This is a genomic window from Rhodococcus sp. As11, assembly GCF_048957735.1.
Lineage (GTDB): Bacteria > Actinomycetota > Actinomycetes > Mycobacteriales > Mycobacteriaceae > Rhodococcus > Rhodococcus gordoniae.
In genome coordinates this window covers 1-18,461 of record NZ_JARDJE010000032.1, presented here as the reverse complement: position 1 = coordinate 18,461, position 18,461 = coordinate 1, and the positions used below count along the sequence as shown (strand labels likewise).

10 protein-coding genes are annotated in these 18,461 nt (G+C 66.4%); 1 reads left to right on the top strand and 9 read right to left on the bottom strand.

Features of this window, described 5'->3' with window-relative positions:
• Window positions 1-77: 77 nt before the first annotated feature.
• From PV766_RS23115 to PV766_RS23075, 9 genes are all read right to left on the bottom strand, one after another.
• On the bottom strand, window positions 78-359 hold the full coding sequence (locus tag PV766_RS23115; protein WP_264722276.1) for a hypothetical protein: 282 nt from the start codon (window positions 357-359) through the stop codon (window positions 78-80).
• Between the two features lie 122 nt (window positions 360-481).
• Window positions 482-904, bottom strand: coding sequence for a hypothetical protein (locus tag PV766_RS23110; RefSeq protein ID WP_264722277.1), 423 nt, complete (start codon window positions 902-904; stop codon window positions 482-484).
• A gap of 70 nt (window positions 905-974) precedes the next feature.
• Window positions 975-1,373 (bottom strand): hypothetical protein, encoded by a 399-nt coding sequence (locus PV766_RS23105; protein WP_264722278.1) that lies wholly within the window; start codon window positions 1,371-1,373, stop codon window positions 975-977.
• A 43-nt stretch (window positions 1,374-1,416) separates the two neighbouring features.
• A complete protein-coding gene (locus tag PV766_RS23100) occupies window positions 1,417-1,944 on the bottom strand; it encodes a DnaB-like helicase N-terminal domain-containing protein (protein WP_421098002.1) in 528 nt (175 codons plus the stop codon).
• 261 nt (window positions 1,945-2,205) lie between these two features.
• Window positions 2,206-3,159, bottom strand: coding sequence for a Fic/DOC family protein (locus PV766_RS23095; protein ID WP_421098001.1), 954 nt, complete (start codon window positions 3,157-3,159; stop codon window positions 2,206-2,208).
• Between the two features lies 1 nt (window position 3,160).
• On the bottom strand, window positions 3,161-3,349 hold the full coding sequence (locus PV766_RS23090; RefSeq protein ID WP_033098582.1) for a hypothetical protein: 189 nt from the start codon (window positions 3,347-3,349) through the stop codon (window positions 3,161-3,163).
• An 88-nt stretch (window positions 3,350-3,437) separates the two neighbouring features.
• A complete protein-coding gene (locus tag PV766_RS23085; protein ID WP_421098000.1) occupies window positions 3,438-12,530 on the bottom strand; it encodes a helicase-related protein in 9,093 nt (3,030 codons plus the stop codon).
• Between the two features lie 95 nt (window positions 12,531-12,625).
• A complete protein-coding gene (locus PV766_RS23080; RefSeq protein ID WP_033098580.1) occupies window positions 12,626-13,255 on the bottom strand; it encodes a hypothetical protein in 630 nt (209 codons plus the stop codon).
• Between the two features lie 2,260 nt (window positions 13,256-15,515).
• Entirely contained in the window at window positions 15,516-15,773 is a 258-nt protein-coding gene (locus PV766_RS23075) for a hypothetical protein (protein WP_019287437.1), read from the bottom strand.
• Between the two features lie 1,205 nt (window positions 15,774-16,978).
• On the opposite strand from PV766_RS23075, the gene PV766_RS23070 reads away from it, so the two are divergent.
• A complete protein-coding gene (locus PV766_RS23070) occupies window positions 16,979-18,235 on the top strand; it encodes an IS701 family transposase (RefSeq protein WP_006554210.1) in 1,257 nt (418 codons plus the stop codon).
• Window positions 18,236-18,461: the final 226 nt, after the last annotated feature.

Sequence of the window (18,461 nt, the reverse complement as noted above, 5' to 3'; positions counted from 1 at the left end):
CTCGGATGTTCTGGGCGAGGGTGATCTCGCAGAGCGTCGTCGCCGAAGGGGCGACGGTCGCCGTCGGGGCCTGCTGCTTACTGAGTGTTTCCGTCCGTGCGGCGGTGCTGTGCGGCCTGACCGGCGCGCCACACCAGTACCGCGACCAGCACGAGCGCGGCTGCGGCGATGGCAACGGTGAGGTAGATGCTGGTGCCGTCGAGGATGACCGCTCCGCCGAGAAGTAGGGCACCGAGGCCCTGGATGCCGAATCCTGCTGCGGTGCGCGCGTCATCGCCGCGGTTGCGGCGCAGCCACAACTGGCCTCCGGCCAGCAGCAGCACGCTCAGCACAACGGCGATGAGGGTCGGAATGCTCACGAATGAAGCCTTTCTGTCGGATCTCGAGCCGATCAGGATAAAGGGAGGCTCCGACCGGTGCAGGCCGGGACGGTAGTGACGTCCCGGCCTGCATCACCTGGTCGCGCTCGGGCAGCGACCGTCTATTCGGTGTCGGCGGCACCGGGTCTGCTGCGGCGGGAGTGCGACTTCGGGGCCGCCTGGTCGCAGGCGTCGTTGCGGCGCGGCTTCAAGAAGATGACCTTGGCGAGTTCGTCTTGGGCCGGGGATGTCTCGGATGGGTGAATCGTGGGCGGCTCCTCCGGTGTCCTGTGTCGGCCTTTCGGCGGCGGATCAGGCTGCGTGTCGACAGGGAGGTATTCGTCGTCGACGTTGATGCGGGCATAGGCCACGCCGAGCACGACAAGCGCCACAAGGAGCGGCCACTGTTGCCGGAACACCTCCTCCAAGAACGGCAAGGCCCAGGAGAACGGGTCCGAGTCGATGGGTGCGGTTTCGGCCGTGGGTTCTGTCGCCATCAGGGTGGTCTCCAGATCGTTGATGGTCTGCGCCGGGAGTGCCAGCATGGTTCCCCTTCCTCGTAGGCGGTGGTGCGGCCGGTTCTGTTGTCGCGCCGGGGCGGTGGCCGTGGCCTGGTCAGTTGTTGTGTTCGCGTTGGCTGATTCGGGCGTGGGATAGGCCGAGGACGGCGGCGGTGTCGCGGGTGGACAGGCCGGCCTCGCGGCGTAGGGCGGCGATCAGGTCGTCGGTGATGTTGTCGATCTGGTCGGCGACCTCGCGGGACTGGTGGCGTAGCCGGTCGAGGTGGTTGAGCTGGGCGGTGATCTCGACGTCGCCGATACGCACACAGGCGTAGGTGATGTCGGCGGTGTCGGGGTCGATGCCGTCGTGCTGCTGAGCCAGCTTGCGCACGCGGGTGTCGATCGCGGTGAAGCTTTTCTCCCGAAATCCCCAGTCGGGGCGATCATCGATGACCACGGTCCATGCCTTGTCGTCGGCGTCGGCTCGGGTGATGGTCAGGGCGTAGTGGGTCATCGTTTCCTTCTCTGTAGGGGACAGTACGTGGGGGGACGGGGGTTCATAGGCCCGCAGCTCGCAGTGCAGCCAGACGTTTCGTGGCGGCACGTTGCCGACGCCCGAGGATGACCATGTGCTCGAACAGATCGGATTCGGGCAGGGTTTGGGCGGCTTCGGCGATCGCAAGACCGGCATCGTGGAAGCTGCGCCGGTACGCCGCTGATGCCACGGCGCGGGCGTAGTGCCCGACCGCGCCGCCGTCCGCTCCCACGGTTGCGGCGGCGACAAGAGCAGCCTTGAGGCGCTGACCGGCGTGCCCTCCGAGTCGGCCGTCGCGTTCGAGGCGGGCTGCGACCATCGGAGTGGAGTGCGGTGCCCCTTCGGTGACCAGTCCGGCGATCACCTCGAACAGCTCGCGGTACAGCGGAATCGCGAAGTCGTCCCTGCACATGTGCTCGGTGACCTGCTTCGCGGCGGCAGGGTGTGCCCACAGTAGCGCCCCGATCAGCAGTTCTTCGAGATCCCCGATCGGAGTCGATTCGACGTCGTCGGAGTCGATCACGGTGTCGAAGTGGTCCGTCGCGTTCATCTGCATCCCCCGTCGTGTTCGTCGTCTCACTCGACGGTATGCACCCACACCCCGCGTTGTCAATAGCTGTTACCAAGTTCGGTAAATTGATTTACCGCAGTTCGGGGCGGTGTTCGTGCCAGGCTGGGCAACACAACCGGGCGCGATCGGCGCACAGGGGAAGGAGGGAAAGATGGGCGTCGTACCGCGGACTCGACCTGCGGAGGCGACACCGGACAGATTTCTGGATAATCCTATTTTCCGTTCCCTACGGTATCTACCTCATAGGTCGAGTTCCGTTCCGGAGCGGTAGCCGACGGACTGCTCCGGCAGTGGTGCGGTGGCCTCCGGAGTAGTAGTGCGGGGGTACACACGGACGGTGCGGGGGTGTCCGGACATGGCGGCGGCGATGGCACGCAGATCGACGCCGTGGTCGATGATCGGGCCGACCGGCAGCGGATCGGTGGTGTCGGTGATCGCCTGGTCGAGCACGTCGCGCATCAGGCGGGTGTCGCCGGTCTGCATGTATTCGAAGCGTCCCCAGACGAACTGCTCACGCAGGTCCCCAACCAGGGGGTTTTGTTTCAGTTCGGTCTTGCTGACGGCGTGGAAGCGGTCGGTGTCGAGCCGGTAGCCGGCCTCGGCGGACAGTTGCCGAAAAAAGGAGAATTGGGCGCGGGTGTTGCCCTCACGAAAGGGGTGGACGAAATTTATCCGCAGCCACACTGTGGCCAGTTCGCCGATGAAGTCGTTGCGGGCAAGTCCGCGCAGATTGTCTTTGGCGGAGATGCGGTCGAGAACGACTGTAGCGGCCTGGGGGACTTCGCGGGCCTTGAAATACTTGTGCGGTATTTCGGTGACGTGGTTTTGCCCGTTGCGGATGGCGGCGACGTCCGGCCCCCACTTGACCATCGGCCAGTCCCTTGGTGCGGTGCGCAGGTCTCCGGCCCAGGGGTAGACGTCTTGGAACAGGTGGTGGTGGATGCGCTGGAAGTGTGGCAGATCGAATCGGCCGGGGATCGGAGTGTCGGCCAGCTGTTGCATCCGTGTGTAGGACGCGAAGCCTTCGTAGCGGCGGAGAGTCTCGGAGTCGGGGACTCCGTGGGGGTAGGTCGACCGTGGGCCGAGCAGGTTTTTCATCACCGCCCGGCTGGTGTCGGGCACCTGGCCGGGACTCCAGTCGATCGTCTCGGGGATGAAGTAGTCCAACCATTCGCGGGAGTAGCGCGGACCCATATCAGTCGGTCTCGTAGCCGGCTTCGCGGAGCAGCATGTTCTCCACGTCCTTGAGCGTCTTGGTGCCCCGGAGCAGCTCGACCAGTATTTCCTTGTCGTCCTCGCTCATCTGTCGGCCCTCGATCGCCATGATCGGTTCCATCGCGGCGAGGGCGGCGCGGGCTTCTGCTTCGGTCTTGCGTGGTGTCACGAGTTCCCCTCTGGTCGGGTGGTGGTGGGGGGCAGAACTGTCGATCGGTCCTGCCCCACCGGTGGTATCGATTCTGAAGGGGGAAGGGTCAGACGGCGCGGCCGTCGTCGTATCCGCCGTCGTATCCGGCTTCGTACTGCGGCAGCGGGTCGGTGTACCGCGGCTGGTCCGGCCCGGTGCGGCGCGGATCGATCGGACGTAGCGGGCGCCGGTCGCCGGCGGCTGCCCGCAGTCCCTTCTCGAGCATCTCGTCGAGCACGAAGGTGTCCTCGGCAAGCGTCACCGCCTCGTCCGGGCCGATCACCGCCTCGGTCGGCTCGACGACAACATCGGTGTCCACTTCGACACCCACTGCTATCTCGCCGTCAACTCTGGTTGCCGTTTCGGCAAGCGTTGTGGTTTCCGGCGTGGTGGTGAGACGTTCGCGGCGTTCAATACTGGCCTGGTGGATCGCTTCACGGCCGATGTTCTGCTCGGCGGCGAACTTCTCGACCGCTCGGGTAGCGATGCTGAAGGCTTCGCCGCGGGTGTTCACGGCCTCCCGGTCGACACTGCCGTTGCCGTCCCAGGCTTGCAGGTGCCATTGCCGATCGTCCCAGGACACTCGTGCCCCGGGCCTACCGCTGCCCGAGTCGAAGCCGTACTGCCAGATCGCTTCGCTCTCGTCGAGGGCCACCCAGGGATCGGCCTTGCGGTTCTGTTCGCGGATCTCGGTGCCGTCGAGCCAGGCTTGCCGGGCTGCGGCCATGCGCTCGGGTACCGAGGCGATGAGCTCGGCCTTGCTCATGTTCCGGTGTTCGGCCCACGCATCGGTCGGGTTCAGATCCAGAGTCCACTGCGGGTACTGGCCGTCCGCAGCCCGTCGCTGCTGGTCTTCGCGGACGCGGCGCAACGCCTCGGGAGAGTTCTCGCGGGCGTTGACCTCGAGCCGTAGTTCCTCGGCCCGCAGCTTCGCGGCCTCGAGTTCGGCCGTGTCGGTGAAGTCGAGTTCCGGTTCGGCCTCGGCCTCGGTGAGCCGGCGACGGTTGTGTTCGATGCGCGACTCGATGGTGGTGATGTGCCGGTCGGCGCGATCGGCGATCTTGCGGATGGTGGACAGCATTCCCTGCGCTCCGGTGGAGCGTTCGAGGACGTTGAAGAACCGATCCCGCTCGTACCAGGCGGTTTCCTCACCGACGGTGACGTAGAACTGGCCGAGGGTCTGGCTGTAGCCCAGGCTCAGCGGCACCCCGCCGATGACACCGAAGACCTGCTCGTCGCTGCTGCGGGTCACCTCGTCTTTGAGCCGGATCAACGACCCTCGCAGGGCATCGGCCAGCTCCGCAGTCTGCGAGTCGGAGATCGTCCCGTCGGGGAAGGCCCACATCTTCCGGGCACGGTCCTCGACGGCGCTCCAGGCTGCGAGCTTGCCGGCGACCTCCCGGACCTCGGGCAGCCGTTTCTCGTCGGCGGTGATCGATCGGCTCAGTGCCCGGATCGCAGCGTTGCGGGCCGCGTTGGCATTGAGCACGGCATCGCGGCGGGCTTCGAGTTCGGCGACCTTCTGGTCGGCTTCGACCTGTTCGACGAAGACCGGATCACCGGTGGCGGCGGCCTTGCTCTGCGCCCACGAGACCGTCAGGTCCCCGCCGAGGTCTTCCATGGTGGGCGGCACGTCGGCCTTGCGGATCATCGCCACGAAGTTCGATTTGCGTGCCACGTACTGGTACATCATCGCGTCGTAGGAGCGGCGGGCGACCATGTTGACCACGCTGACGGTCTCGTGGACGTTGCCCTGGCGGATGATGCGGCCGAGGCGTTGTTCCATGTCCGCGGCCGTCCACGCCGGGTCGAGGTTGATCATCTGCTTGAGTGCCCGTTGGACGTTCAGGCCGGTGCCGCCTTTCTTGGTGGAGGTGAGCAGCACCCGGATCCGCCCGTCGGCGCAGGCTTGCACCAGGCGGGCTTTGGCCTTGGGGTTGTCGTAGTCGTGCATGAAGGCGATCTGCTCGGGTTTCATGCCTCGGGCCACCAGGGCGTCGCGCAGCTCGGTGTAGAGATTGCGGGCCTTGGGGCCGGCACCGGCCTTGGGGGTGCCGCGGTCGCAGAACACCAGCTGGAACACCCCGGTCATCTCGGGGCCGTACTTGTCGGCCGGGATGCGTAGGTCGGCGTGGTCGTGGTGGACCTGCCAGATCAGGTCGGCGGCGTGCTCGACCCGGCTGTGCTGCGGGTCCGGTGCGCCCAGGTTCGCCAGCGCCGGATACATCGTCAGGTTCCGCCCGTCGGTGGCGATCTTGAGGCTGTTGTCCAGGTCCATCCGATCGCCCTGGATCTGGGACATGCGCACATCGAGGTCGGCCATTGCGTCGATCGCGTCTTGTCCCATGTCGAACTCCACGATCTTCGGGGCTCCGCCGTCGAGGACGGGCAGGCGCACCGGGATCCGGTCGGAGGTCACCACGTCGCGGAACTGGTCGAGCATCGCCACCAATTGCGGGACGTTGGCGTATTCGGCCATGCGGGTTTTCATCTGGATGCGGGTGGCGGTGGTGTTCATCTCCGGCACCGACACCGGCTTGGCGAAGGTGCCCGCCCAGTTGTCGATGCGTCCCAGGCCGGCCTCGTGCAGCAGGTCCGGGCGCAGGTACTTGGTCATCACCCAGATTTCCGACAGCGAATTGCTGATCGGGGTGCCGGTGGCGAAGGCGATCGCCTTGGCCGGCGCGTGCGCCATGCCCTGCTCGGCGCCCAGGGCGCGGGCCTTCTCCCGCAGATGCTTGGCCTTCATCTCCAGGTCGGTGGACCGCTGGGAGCCATTGGTGACCGCCAGATCGGCGCTGTTGGAGGGGCGGGTGAGGTTCTTGTAGTCGTGGGCCTCGTCGATGAACAGGAAGTCGGCCCCGGACTGTTCGAAGGTCAGTCCTTCGTCGGTGGCCTTGGCCGCGATGATCTTCTCGACCCTGGCTTCGGTGGATTTGATCGCCTGCTCGATCTGCTTGACCGTGAACTCCGCGCCTTGGCTGTTGGCGGCGTCGAGGGCGTCGCGCAGCTCACCGAGTTCGCCTTCGAGGTACTCGATTTGCGCTTCGCGGCGCATGGGGATGCGGCTGAACACCGACTGCGGCACGATCACCAGGTCCCAGTCCCCAACGGCGCTCTGCCCGACGAAGCGTTGCCGGTCGTCGCGCCCGTCCAGGTCGGCGGCGACGAGGATGTTCGCGTTCGGGTAGGCGTCGCGGGCCTCGGTCGACCACTGTCCGAGCAGGTGATTGGGCACCACGATCCACGGCTGGCGGATCTGCCCGAGCCGTTTGGCTTCCATGCACGAGGCGGTGATCGTCAGGGTCTTGCCGGCTCCGACGACGTGGTCGAGCAGGATCGTCTCGTCGTGCAGGAACCGCTGCACGGCGGCGGCCTGATAGTCGTACGGCGTGTACTTCGGGTTCATACCGGGAAACGCCTTGCCGGTCGCGTCGTGGACCGGCTTGACGTAGGAGTTGTAGCGCTCGTTGAAGATGCGGGCCAGGCGCACATAGCGGTCGCCGTCTTCCCACAGCCATTTTTCGAACCGTTCCTGCAGGGCTGCGGCCGAGGCTTGTGCCTGCTCGGTGAGCTTGACGTGGAACCGCGGCTTCGGGGAGCGTTCGAGCTCGTCGCCGGTCTTGTTGACCTGGACCGGCTTGTTGTTGGCGAGCAGTTCGACCATCTTCACGCCCGGCAGCCGGGCACTGCCGTACTTGTCCGGGTAGCCACCGGAGAATTCGTGGCGGCTTTTCTGATCGGTTTTGATCTGCCAGTTTCCGCTGACCTGATCGTGTTCGACGGTCAGCCGGTCCGGGCGCAGCCCGAACTCGGCAACCAGAAACGCGCGATAGTCCTCGATCGGCACCCAGGTCGCGCCGATGCGCACCCCGATCTCGGCGGGGTCCACATCCGGGGGCACCACCTCCTCGAGGGCGCCCGCCAGCGGGGCGTAGCGCGGATCGTCACTGGCCTTGATCTGGGCAAGAGCGAGTTTGTCGCGGACCTGCCCGGACAACGCGACCGTCGCCAGTTCCCACCGGTCGGCATCGTGCAGGGACGGATAGATCTTGCCGCGGGCCTGATCGAGTGCGTCCTCGACCGACACCTCGAGCAGCTCGGCGACCCGCTGCGGCGAGATGTATCCGAGTTCGTCGAAGCTGATCGCCAGCGCTTCGTCGATGTCGGCGGCACTGGCGGCCTTGTCCTTGAACGGGGTGGTGTCCTCGGTGAAGATCGCCGTCTTGGTCGCCACCGCGTCGCTGCCGTCGAACGTCGACTGGAAGTTCTCGATGGCCAGCACCATGCCCAGGCGCGGATCGCGGGCGATCGCGCCTTGCAGATGCGCGGAATAGCGGCGCGGTTGCGGCTGCGCCGATGCCTGCTCGTACAGCTCCTCGTACACCTCGTCGGGGATCGACCCGGTGTAGGGGCCGGCCTCCTTCGGATCCAGCCCGTCGGCGAGGGCCTCCTCGCGACCGGTCTTGATCCGCCACTCGGCGATCGCCTTGTCGAGGCGGGCGGCGATCTTGTCTTCCGACAGCGGGGTCGGTTCGGTGAGCTTGAAGCGGTTCAGCGGCCCCCATGTGGCCACGTAGCGGTCGTAGAGGCCACGGAGGCGGGCGCGGATGACGTCGCGTTCGGCGACGGTGGCGGTGCGCGAGCGGCTGGCCTCGGCCAGCTCCATCACCGTCTCACCGAGACCGATGATGACCTTCCACTGCTCGGCCAGGTCCTTGCCGCGGCAGCCGGCCTCGGCCCAGCCGCGACCGAGGGTGAACTGCTCGAAGCGGTCCTCGGCTTCGTTGAAGCGCATCGCACCGGGCAGCACCTCGTTGGAATCGAGGTCGGCTCCGGTGCGCAGCCCCGGCGTGGTGAACGCTTCGACCTGCGCCGGATCGGGGGCCGGGGCGGTGAATCCGAGTCCGCGACCGAGGGCCTGGTCGATGATCGGGTCGAGCTGCTCGCGCAGCTGCGTCGCCAGCGGCTTTGTGGTGGTGGGGGCAACGCGCAGCGACGACCCGGCATACATGCCGTTGCCCACCGTCAGGGTGCCCAGCACCCGCTCGGGGTGTTTCTTGAAGTACGGGTTGATCCACGTGTGGGCGGCTTCGCCGGTCGTGGCGTCGACCGCGTCGACCTGGACGGCGGGCTGTGCCCATTCGAGGGTGTCCTCGGTGGGGGTGGCGCCGTCGTTGCGGCGGCGGAACACCAGCACGTCGGTGACCACGTCGGTGCCGGCCTGCCGGTCGAATGCTCCGGTGGGCAGGCGTACCGCCCCGATCAGATCCCCCTTGGCGACGATCGCGGCGCGTTCTTCGGCGCGGCGGGCATCGGAGGTGAACATCGAGGTGACCACCGCGACGTAGCCACCGGGAGCGGTCAACGCCAGCGATTTGGCGATGAAGTGGTTGTGGATGGACAGACCGTCCGCGTTGTGGATCGGGTCGACGGGCGCGAACCTGCCGAACGGGACGTTGCCGATCGCCCCGGTGAAGGTGTTCTCGGGGGCGAAGTTGCGCTCGAAGCCGTGGTTGCGGATCTGCTGCGAGGGATACAGGTAGTGTGCGATTTTCGCGCTGATCGGCTCGATCTCGACGCCGACCATGCGCACCGACTCCGGTGCGGTGCCGACGAAGTGGCCGGCCCCGCAGCCCGGCTCGAGCACCACGGCGCCGTCGGGCAACCCGGCCCGCGCCACCGCCCGCCACAGCTCCGCCACCACCGCGGGGTCGGTGTAGTGCGCGTTCAGGGTGGTCTGACGGGCCTGGGCGAAGCCCTTGTCCCCGAGCAGGTCCAGCAGCTCGGCGTGCTCGTTACCCCACTGCGCGAGGATCTTCGCTCGGTTGTCGAAGATCTCCGGGATCGCTCCCCAGCCGGACCACTGCGCCAGCACCGCCTGCTCGTCGGCGGTGGCCGGTCGCTGCTGCTGGTCGAGGTGCTGCACCAGACGCAGAGCGGCGATGTTCGCCCGTGCCCGGGCCTTCGCCCCGCTGGGGACGAGCACCTCGGTTCCGAGGGCGAAGTCCTGCACCGCCGCGGCTGGGGCGGCAGGGCGGGCCACCGCGGCGTCGGCACCGTGTTCGGCGGCCGGCGCGCTTTCCTCGAGGCCGGTCTCCGCGACCATCTCGGGCGCGGTCGGCTGGTCCGCGGCCGCGGTGGCCGGTAGCTCGCTGCTGGCTGCGGCGGTGTACTTGGCGGCGGCGGTGCGGGAAACCCAGATGTGTGCGCCGGATTTCTTACGGACGCGCACCAGCTGGCGCTTGTCCCGCCACAGGGGACTCGACAGCGGCTCGCCGTACTCGGTCTCGGGAACAACCAGCTCGTCGGTGTCCACAGCCGGGGTCCTGGGCGCCGCCTCATCGGTCGAGGCGGCAGCCTCCGGCTCGACGGTCGCCGCCGGAGGGGTCGCGGCGGGCGCGGCAGGTTCTTCCTGCTCCAGAACCGGCTCGGGGGCCGGATCGGTGATCGGCCTGGCGTGGCCGACCATCAGGTGTTCGGTGAGCACCCACGAGGTTGCGGACGTCTCGAGGGCAGGGTCGGTGACGGTCGGGGTCGACGGCTCGGTGGGAGCGGGGTCGACCTCGTCGAAGATCACCGCGCCTGCGTCGTCGATCGCAGGCGCTACGACTCGGGGGGACGGCGGTTCGGCCTCCTCGCGCTGCGGTTCTGCTCCCGCGTCGACATCGGCCTCGGCCTGTGGGCCGATCTCGGCGGTGTTCTGCGGGTCGAGCTGCTCGCCGTCGTGTTCGGCGGCGAGCACGGTGCGGGCTTCGGCGATCGCGTCCCGCAGGGTCAGCTCGGGTCGGGGCCGGCCGTCGACGGTGGTGATGCGTTCTTTGCTGCCCGGTGTCCGCCCCAAGCGGATCGTCACGTGCCGGCCGTCCGGGTCGCCGATGACCACATCTCCGGCCCCGGCGAAGGTCAGATCGGCCGGGGTGAGGCTGTAGAGGTCGTCCCCGGCTGCCCGAAGCTCGCGCAGAACCTTCGGGTCCACATCGTGTTGAAGGGTCCAGGCCAGGTCGATGCCGTAGCGGTCGAGCAGGGCGGTTTCGGCCGGGAAGTCGCTGCGCAGCTGGTCGATGATGCCGCGCCGCACATCCTTGATGAGTGCGTGGTCGGCAACCGCGGAACCGGATTGGCTGTAGCGCCACAGCAGGTCCGCACTGGCGGCAGCGTGGTAGAACTCGTTGTTGCGGGCGTAGGCGATCGCCCTGGTCAGCACGGTGGCGCGGGCCTGGGCGTAGGGCCGGTAGGCCCGCTCGATCCACTCCGGGAGCGCGATGTTGCGGGCTTCGAGCAGCGCACCGATTGCCGCCCGGGCGTTGCGGCCGCAGGTTACGGAGCTGCTCTCGCCGCCGAGGGTGTAGTCCCAGCCCCGCATCGGGAAGTAGGCGACCTTGCTGTTCGGATGGTCCTTCAACGTCAGGGCGCAGTAGGCCGCCCCGTCCCGGAACTGGGCGGACAGCTCCGACGGGTCGGGTGCGGGCAGGTTCGGGATGATGTTCCCGCGCATCTCCGCAGCCAGACGCTCGGTGGGAATGTCCGCGGTGGCGGCGATCAGATCGGGGCGCTCTTCGGCCATGACCTCGAAGGCGGTCTCGATACCGATCTCGATGATCGGGGTGCGCGGGTACATCGGCAGCCCGACCCACGATCCGAGCAGCGGGTCCCGTCGGGCGTGCATGGTCATCCACGCCGTCCACTGCGCGGCGGTGCCCTGATCCCAGGTCAGCTCGGGACCGTGCACACGCTCCCATTCGGCGTAGGCCCGCTCATACAGCTCGTCCGGCAACCGGTGTTCGAGCAGTACCTTCGCTGCGGCCTGGCGCAGCGGGGGCGCCTTGCGGGCGGCCTCGGCGATCAGGCTCTTGACCTCGGAACGGGTCACGGCCGGCAAGTAGTCCGGGCGCCGGCCTTCGACCTGAGCGATCAGCCGCGGATCGACGGCGACCTCGGCGATCAGAGCCTGCCGTTCGCCAGCGGTGGCCTCGCGACGTGCCTGCTCGACACCGGCGAACCACTGGTGGCGGATCTCATCGCGGCCCGTGCGGCTGCGCACCTTGCCGATCGCGGCGGCGACCTGCGGATCGGTGTCCGGCTGCGGCAGCGTCAGCGGATCGGCCGGGTCATAGGCGGCGCGGCCTCGTGCCCACCACTGATCGACCTCGACCGTGGCGGCCTGGTCGATCCCGTCCTGCACTGCGGCGACGTGCTCGCCGCGCTGCTCGGCGGTGGCCGGTTCGGCCGGCTCCTGGGTGTCGAGTACAGCCTGGGTGGTGTCGAGGAAGTCCTCGGTGAACGGACGCTCGACGTCGGCGCGGGCCTCGACGATCGCGTCGGCGACCTCGGTGGTGACCGGATGCTGTGTCGGCTCGCCGGTGCGGGCCTGCCAGTACGCCTCGGCAGCGCGGTGCCCGAGCTCGCCCCAGCGTTTCGGGTCGGACAGCATCACTCGGCACACCAGGAACTGCTCGTCGGTGAGCGAGTCGCGATCGGCCATCAGATCCGCGAGGGCGACCTGGGCTTTGACCGTGAAATGCCCGTCGGCCCACGACAGGAACTGCGCTGCGGTGTTGACCTGCGGGTTGGCGGCAGTGTCGGCGTCGGTGTCCGGTTCGGCGAGGCGTTCGAGCACCCGGCGCTCGACGTCGGCCAGGGGGTCGATCCGCGGCCGCGGCCGCGGCTGCTCGACCTGCGGTTCTTCGTCCTGGGATGTCTCGGCAGCGGCTGGGGCAGGTGGTGTGGCCGGCTCGGCCGGTGTCGCGGCCGGGATGAACATCGGCCCGGCGGGACGGTCGGTGAACTGGGCGTTGGGCAGGTTGCCGGCGAGCATCGCCGTGATCAGATCGTGGGCTTGGCCTTTGGTGATGTCGTCGTCGAGGACGAACGGCACGTTCGCCTCCGCGGCCAGGCGCTCGATGGTGCGCAGTTGCCGCTCGGTTGCGGGATGCTCCCGCCAGGCCGGTTGTGCGGCGGCGACCTCGCGCACCGTCTGCTTGGGGACGGCCTCCGGGTCGATGCCCCAGGTGTGCAGCTCGGTGCGCAGCTGGTTTTCCTGCGCCCGCAGCTCACGCCAGCGTCCCCGCAGACGGTCGAGCCGTTCGGTCAGCGTGGTGACGCGCTGACCGTTGACCTCGATGCCACGGTCGAAACCGCGTTCCTGCGCAGTCTCCAAAGCTGTGTTCGCTGCGCCCAGCCTCTTGGCGAGCTTGCGTCCCAGCAGCTCCAGGTCTACGAATTCGCTGCGGACTTGCGCCCACTGCGCCTGGATCAGAACGGCAGATCCGGGTCCTCCGGCGGGTTGCGCCGCATCTCGTCCTCGATCAACTCCGTCAGCTCCTCGGTCAGCCGGTCGCGGGAGGTCGCCGGCACCGGCTGGTTGTCCTCGATCCGCTGTGCGATCAGGGCCTGCGCCAACGCCCGGAACCATGCCGGCTTGTCCAGCCACACTCGCTCGACCACCCGCACCGCGGTCGGGTTCGGCCTGACGTTCTGCGTCCGCCACCGGTCGGGGTCCTGCGCTACCCGAGCCGCTTCCCAGTCCTTCTCGGCTTCCTGCTCGGCCCACTGCTCGAACTGCTCCCAGTCCTGTCGGATCTCGGGGGTCACCTGCGGATACAGTTCGTTCTCGAGCACCATCTCCCGTGCTGCCCGCCACGCCGTTTCCTTCGCGCGGACCGCGTCCTGGTACGTCGCGTCCGGCGCCGGCGGGTTCGCCTGCTCGAACTGTTCGGCCGCGTCCTCGGTCAGCTGCTGCAGGCGCAGGGCCTGCCGATCGATCCGTTCCTGCTCGGTCGCCGGATCGACGCCCAGCCACTCGACCAGAATCCGCCTGGTCTCGGCCGCGATCGTCAGGTCGATCCCCTCGACCTGTGTCGTGAATTCCTCGCTCTGCGCCACCGCCCTGTCCTCCCTGATCCTCGGAACCGAATGCCCCCTGCTGGGCGTCTTCCCCCGTCACGCGACCTCCTCGACTGCCCCCGACTCTGGGCGTAGCGCCCCCTTCATCCGCAGGACTGCCGGAGATATTACAATAGTAATAGGTGAATCCGTTGCCAGGGGAAAGCTCGGCCTCTCCAAGACTTATGCGGCCTTTCTGTTGGACGACGTCGCAGCAAGCGCTTCTGTGACGATCAGGCGCGCCGACCGGTAGTCCGCACGGCCATTGGCCCTGGCAGGAAATCGTCCGTATCGCATCCGAGCGCTTGCGTCCATGGGGAGGGCCAGATTCGATGGGGGAGTCCTAGGGACGCCGTGCTTCTTACCGCGGCGGCTTCTCCACTCAATTTCTTCGAGCCACCACCGATGCAGTTCACGGTCGACAAGGTGCCGATGAGCTCTCTGTGCTGCCACGCCTCTAACTCCGAGCGAGGCAGCCACTCGGTCCATCTGTTGCGAATTTCTTGAAGTCGACAACTTCGGAAGCAGCCCCTTCTCATAGAGTTTTCCTACGATCCGGGACACGGTGCTTCGGGTGTAGCCAGTAAAGGATGTAACCCAGGAAATTATGTCATTTCCGAAGGAAGCGGAAGTTGAGGTTTCTCCGAACTTGAGAACTGCCCAGTGAACACGGGCACCCACACCACCGAGCCCTGCTCCGTTCGACCAGACATCGTGAGTGTGGTGGTCCAACAGTTCTAGGGATAGCCCTGAACCAGAGCGGGGGGCGGGTTCCCCTTGTGTTGCAGTAGAACACCGAATGTTCAACTCCCAGGTGGAGGCTCGAGTCCCTGCTCCTGCTCGAACTCGAGAAATCCAGCCTTCCTGTGCAAGCACTCGCAGGCGTCGAGACACCGTGGAAGCATCAACGGCGGCTGCTTCGGCCAATCGGCGTACATCTATGTCCAGCGTCCGTGTGCGGGCCGTACGTGCCAGGACGACCAGGGCATGCAGGATTCGTTCGTCGCTCGCTCCGCCGGCGCGTGCCCAACGAGTCGGGTCTGTTGTAATAGCGGCTTCGATTTGGTCGAGCTCGTCATCGATAACTTCGCGTTCGGTGACACTGGGCGGAGTAAACCGAGCGGCGGTATCGAGGGCACGCCGCCACTGGCGAACCGTCTCATCTCGGCCCCGGTCACGGTCTTCGCGTAGGCGGACAAGACCCGGGGCTGAACCGACAACTGCTTCGACATCTGCCAGGGTACGACCAGCTTTCGCCATCCCGAGCAGGATGCTGTGTGCGAGGGCCGATCTGTCGGTGCCTAGCGGGGGAGTCGTAGATAGAAGCGCGCGAGTTCGGGCGGTAAGTGGTCGGCGCGGGCGATCGAGATGCGGTCCGGCCTGGTCCTTGACGATGCGGACCCTCTGAAGACGGGGGTCTCGCAAATGAGATTCGGTGTGAGGATGCTGGGCGAGAAGCCATTGCACCACCTCGGGCGAAGTACCTGCATCCATGCGCACCAACGTGTCGATCAGTGCTTGCCCACGAAGATGGGGGAGGGACCAGCCACCGTGACGATGGGGAGCGCCAGGAGGTCGCACCGCGCCAGTGGCGGAGTTGGTGAGCGGGGACAGATCGAGACTTGGGTAGTGTTGGCGTAGTACGTGCGCTAAGCGGCGCACACTGTCCGCAGAAGTGCCCGGTTCGGTGAGCCGGACCCATATGTGCTGGCCCTTCGTCGGACCGGAGACTGTACGCAGATATGCGACTCCCAGGTCATCAAGCACATTGCACAGGCGATCTGCATCACTGACGGCAGTCTCAGTACCGTGCCGACTGCTATCGAAGTCGAACGCGAGTAGCCGGAATCGTCGCTGTGTATCAGTGAGGTGAATAGCCCACGGCACGGCCGGTGCAGTCGCAGGCATCGCTGATGTGGCCAGGTAGTCATGCGTTTGCTGCACGTCGAGACGTACTCGGGGTCGCGGTGACCATTTACGAGTACACACCTCAAACAAGCGCTCTATGAGACGCGGGTCACTTATCTGTGACGTGTTCGAACCGCAGCATTTAGTGGCCGTACTTAAATCGCTGGCGACACGCGGTGATTTGATTGAACCTTCTTCAGGGTGTGCGATACCCTGAGACCACTCAGGCAAGAGTGTCCCTTCGGGGAGGTAGAGGAACAAGAAGTTGGCGCTTCTCCTCTACGTGACTTATTTCGAAGCCCCTGGCCGGCACGCCGGGGGTTTCGTTTTTGTATAGGCCTGCTCTACGCGGTCAGGCGCTTCGTTGGATCTGGGTGTCCTCCTCTTCCTGCAGCCCTGCGGCGGTCAGGTCGGCGACTGTCGTCCCCATAGCGTCCGCAACGATCTCCATAAGCAGCGTGTTGGCGTTGAGCCCACGCCGTTCCGCTTCGGTATGAAGGAACCGACGCACGCTTGGGTGCACACGAAGGTTCATCTGCACAGGCGTATACGGCAGCGCGGGACGGCCCACTCTGCGGCGACGGACACAATCGGACATGCCGACGATCATGACAGTTCGTCTTGTTCTTTCACTCTAGACACGCCGGACTTGCAGAAATTTTCTGCTACCTACGAAGTAGAGAGTTAGGTGCACGAGCTAAGCGTGCGCGGGCAGTGATCTTGCCATCGGACGCCGAAGCGACGGGAAACCGTCGAGTGATGCTACGACAGTGCGTCATTGATACCAGATTGCACATCGAGGATTACTGTCTATACCCTCCGCACGGCAGCCTGTTTGTAGAACGATCCCAAGCGACCTCACTACAAGCCTGCGAGAGGTGCCGAAGCAGCGAGAGTCGCGCAAATCTCAAGATAGACGGCAAAGGCGCAGGTCGCAGGATTGCCGATAACCTAAGTTATGTTAACTAGAGTGGAACCGGACCTCCTCCGGACAGGTGCGGCAGGGCGTCCGAGGCGTTCGGAGATCCCTGGTTCGCCCGAATCGATGCGATGGGCCCCACCTGTCACTCGGCCTCTGGCTCGAGTCCGGCCCACCTCCGGACTGCGACCGGCCTGCCGGCGCCCGTGCCGGATCGAGCCGCCGATCCGCTCGACGCGCGTTCGGCTGCTCATGCATCGGGTGCCATGCCGCAGCGACGCGCACACTGCACCGACCCACGGTTCACCGATGCGGCGTTGCGGCAGCACCGTGTGGTCGTCGCGTGCGCGTTGCGCGCCGCAGATCGCGCGGACGATGCGCATGTTGGTGGCGCGGGATCATCCCGTCCCCCGGGGTGCTGCGACCACCGATCGCCCCTTCTCGCCTCTTCCACATTCGATGGATAATCGGGGTTATCCATGATTTATCGCAGTGGCGGAACTGCGCAAGGGTGACCCCGCCAATCAGCGCCATCCTGCGATCCGAAGGACGCCACGTCGAGAGGCCGTCAAGCCCGCTGGCACGTGCGAGTTGCTACCGGGGATCCTCTGTGGGGTCGGAAACCGGGTTCTGGACCACTGTGTGTGATGGTGCGACACTGCGACTCAGGGTAGGGATCCTGGCAATTCCGCCTGGCAGACTTCGGCCATGGACCGGAACCGAGGCACCGGAAACAACGGTCGCCACGAGTACTACAGCACCAGCGACGTCGGTGAGGAACTGCCGACCGTCCGGCACGGTGACTTCGAACAAGCGGACTAGTAGGACTTTGTTAGGTTCACCACTTCCTGGTGTGAGGCCTCGAGATTCGGCGAGATGTCCGAGACGATAACCAGGTGGATGCCGCAGCCCTGACCGATGTCGGTGAACGTCTCGATGCGTTCATCGGCGAGGTGTTCTCCTCGCTCAAACGCAAGGACCAGCGAGCAACGGCCGGGGTATATGCGCGAGGGTTGATGCTCGACGGGCGCCGCAAGTCGATGCAGCCGATGGCCGACCGCCTCGGGATCGATCACCAACGCCTGCAGCAGTTCGTCACCACCTCACCGTGGGATCCGGTACCGGTCCGGAAAACACTGTCCCGCAAAGCGTGTGATTTGATCTCCCCGGATGCGTGGGTGATCGACGACACCGGATTCGCCAAGGACGGTGACGCCTCGCCGTGTGTGGCCCGGCAGTATTCGGGCACCCTCGGCAAGGTCGGAAACTGCCAGGTCGCGGTCAGTGTGCACGCCGCCACCGATACCGCGTCCGCACCCTTGGATTGGCGGCTGTATCTGCCTGAGAGCTGGGACGATCAGCGGTGCGACGATCCGGAGACGGCCTCGGCGATCACCGCTCGCCGGCGACGCAACGCGATCCCGACCGAGGAGCGCTATCGCACCAAGGCGGTGATGGCTCTCGAGATGCTCGACGAGCTGATCGCGTGGGGCCGGATCCCGCCGGTGATCGTCGCCGACGCCGGCTACGGCGACTCGGCGACCTTCCGGCAGGGCCTGACCGACCGCGATCTGGTCTATGTCGTGGCGGTCAAGGGCGCCACCCTCGCGCACCCCGCCGATGCAGTCCCGGCCGCCGCCGCGTACTCCGGGCGCGGGCGGCCTCCGACCCGACGCTACCCACCGGCCGTGACCTGCAGGGATCTCGTTCTGGCGGCCGGAGTAGGCGCGCTGACCGAGGTCACCTGGCGCCGCGGAACCAAGACCGGTCCGGGCAACCCGACCGCGGTGATGCGCTCACGGTTCGTGGCGCTGCGGATCCGCCCCGCGAACCGCACCATTCCCCGCGACGAGGATGGAACCCTGCCGCAGGCGTGGCTGCTCGCCGAATGGCCGGCGGGCGCGGCGCAGCCCACCGACTTCTGGCTGGCCACCCTGCCCGAGGACACCCCGCTGTCAGAGTTGGTGCGCCTGGCCAAGATCCGCTGGCGCATCGAACACGACTACCGGGAACTGAAAACCGGTCTCGGACTCGACCACTTCGAGGGCCGCTCCTGGCTCGGCTGGCACCACCACGTCATCCTCGTCACCGCCGCACACCTGTTTCTCACCACCCTGCGGCTGACCGACCCAAAAGCGATCGGGCGGGACTGACCCTCTACGGCATTGTGCGCGAACTCCAACGCACACTGGCCTATTGGATCGGTACCTGCCCGACCTGCCATCACACCTTCCCAACCTAACAAAGTACTACTAGGATATGCGCTTTTTGTCCGCGCTGACCAGACATCTGTCGGCACGATCCTGGGACACTGGGGTGTACGAGATCGAACGGCTGAGCTGGGCGGATTCGGTCATGACGTTGGTGGTGCGGGTATGG

What these genes read in the sequence shown, in the direction of transcription:
- PV766_RS23075 (WP_019287437.1), bottom strand. Translation starts at nt 15,773, where the DNA reads ATGATCGTCGGCATGTCCGATTGTGTCCGTCGCCGCAGAGTGGGCCGT.
- PV766_RS23105 (WP_264722278.1), bottom strand. Translation starts at nt 1,373, where the DNA reads ATGACCCACTACGCCCTGACCATCACCCGAGCCGACGCCGACGACAAG.
- PV766_RS23100 (WP_421098002.1), bottom strand. Translation starts at nt 1,944, where the DNA reads ATGAACGCGACGGACCACTTCGACACCGTGATCGACTCCGACGACGTC.
- PV766_RS23095 (WP_421098001.1), bottom strand. Translation starts at nt 3,159, where the DNA reads ATGGGTCCGCGCTACTCCCGCGAATGGTTGGACTACTTCATCCCCGAG.
- PV766_RS23110 (WP_264722277.1), bottom strand. Translation starts at nt 904, where the DNA reads ATGCTGGCACTCCCGGCGCAGACCATCAACGATCTGGAGACCACCCTG.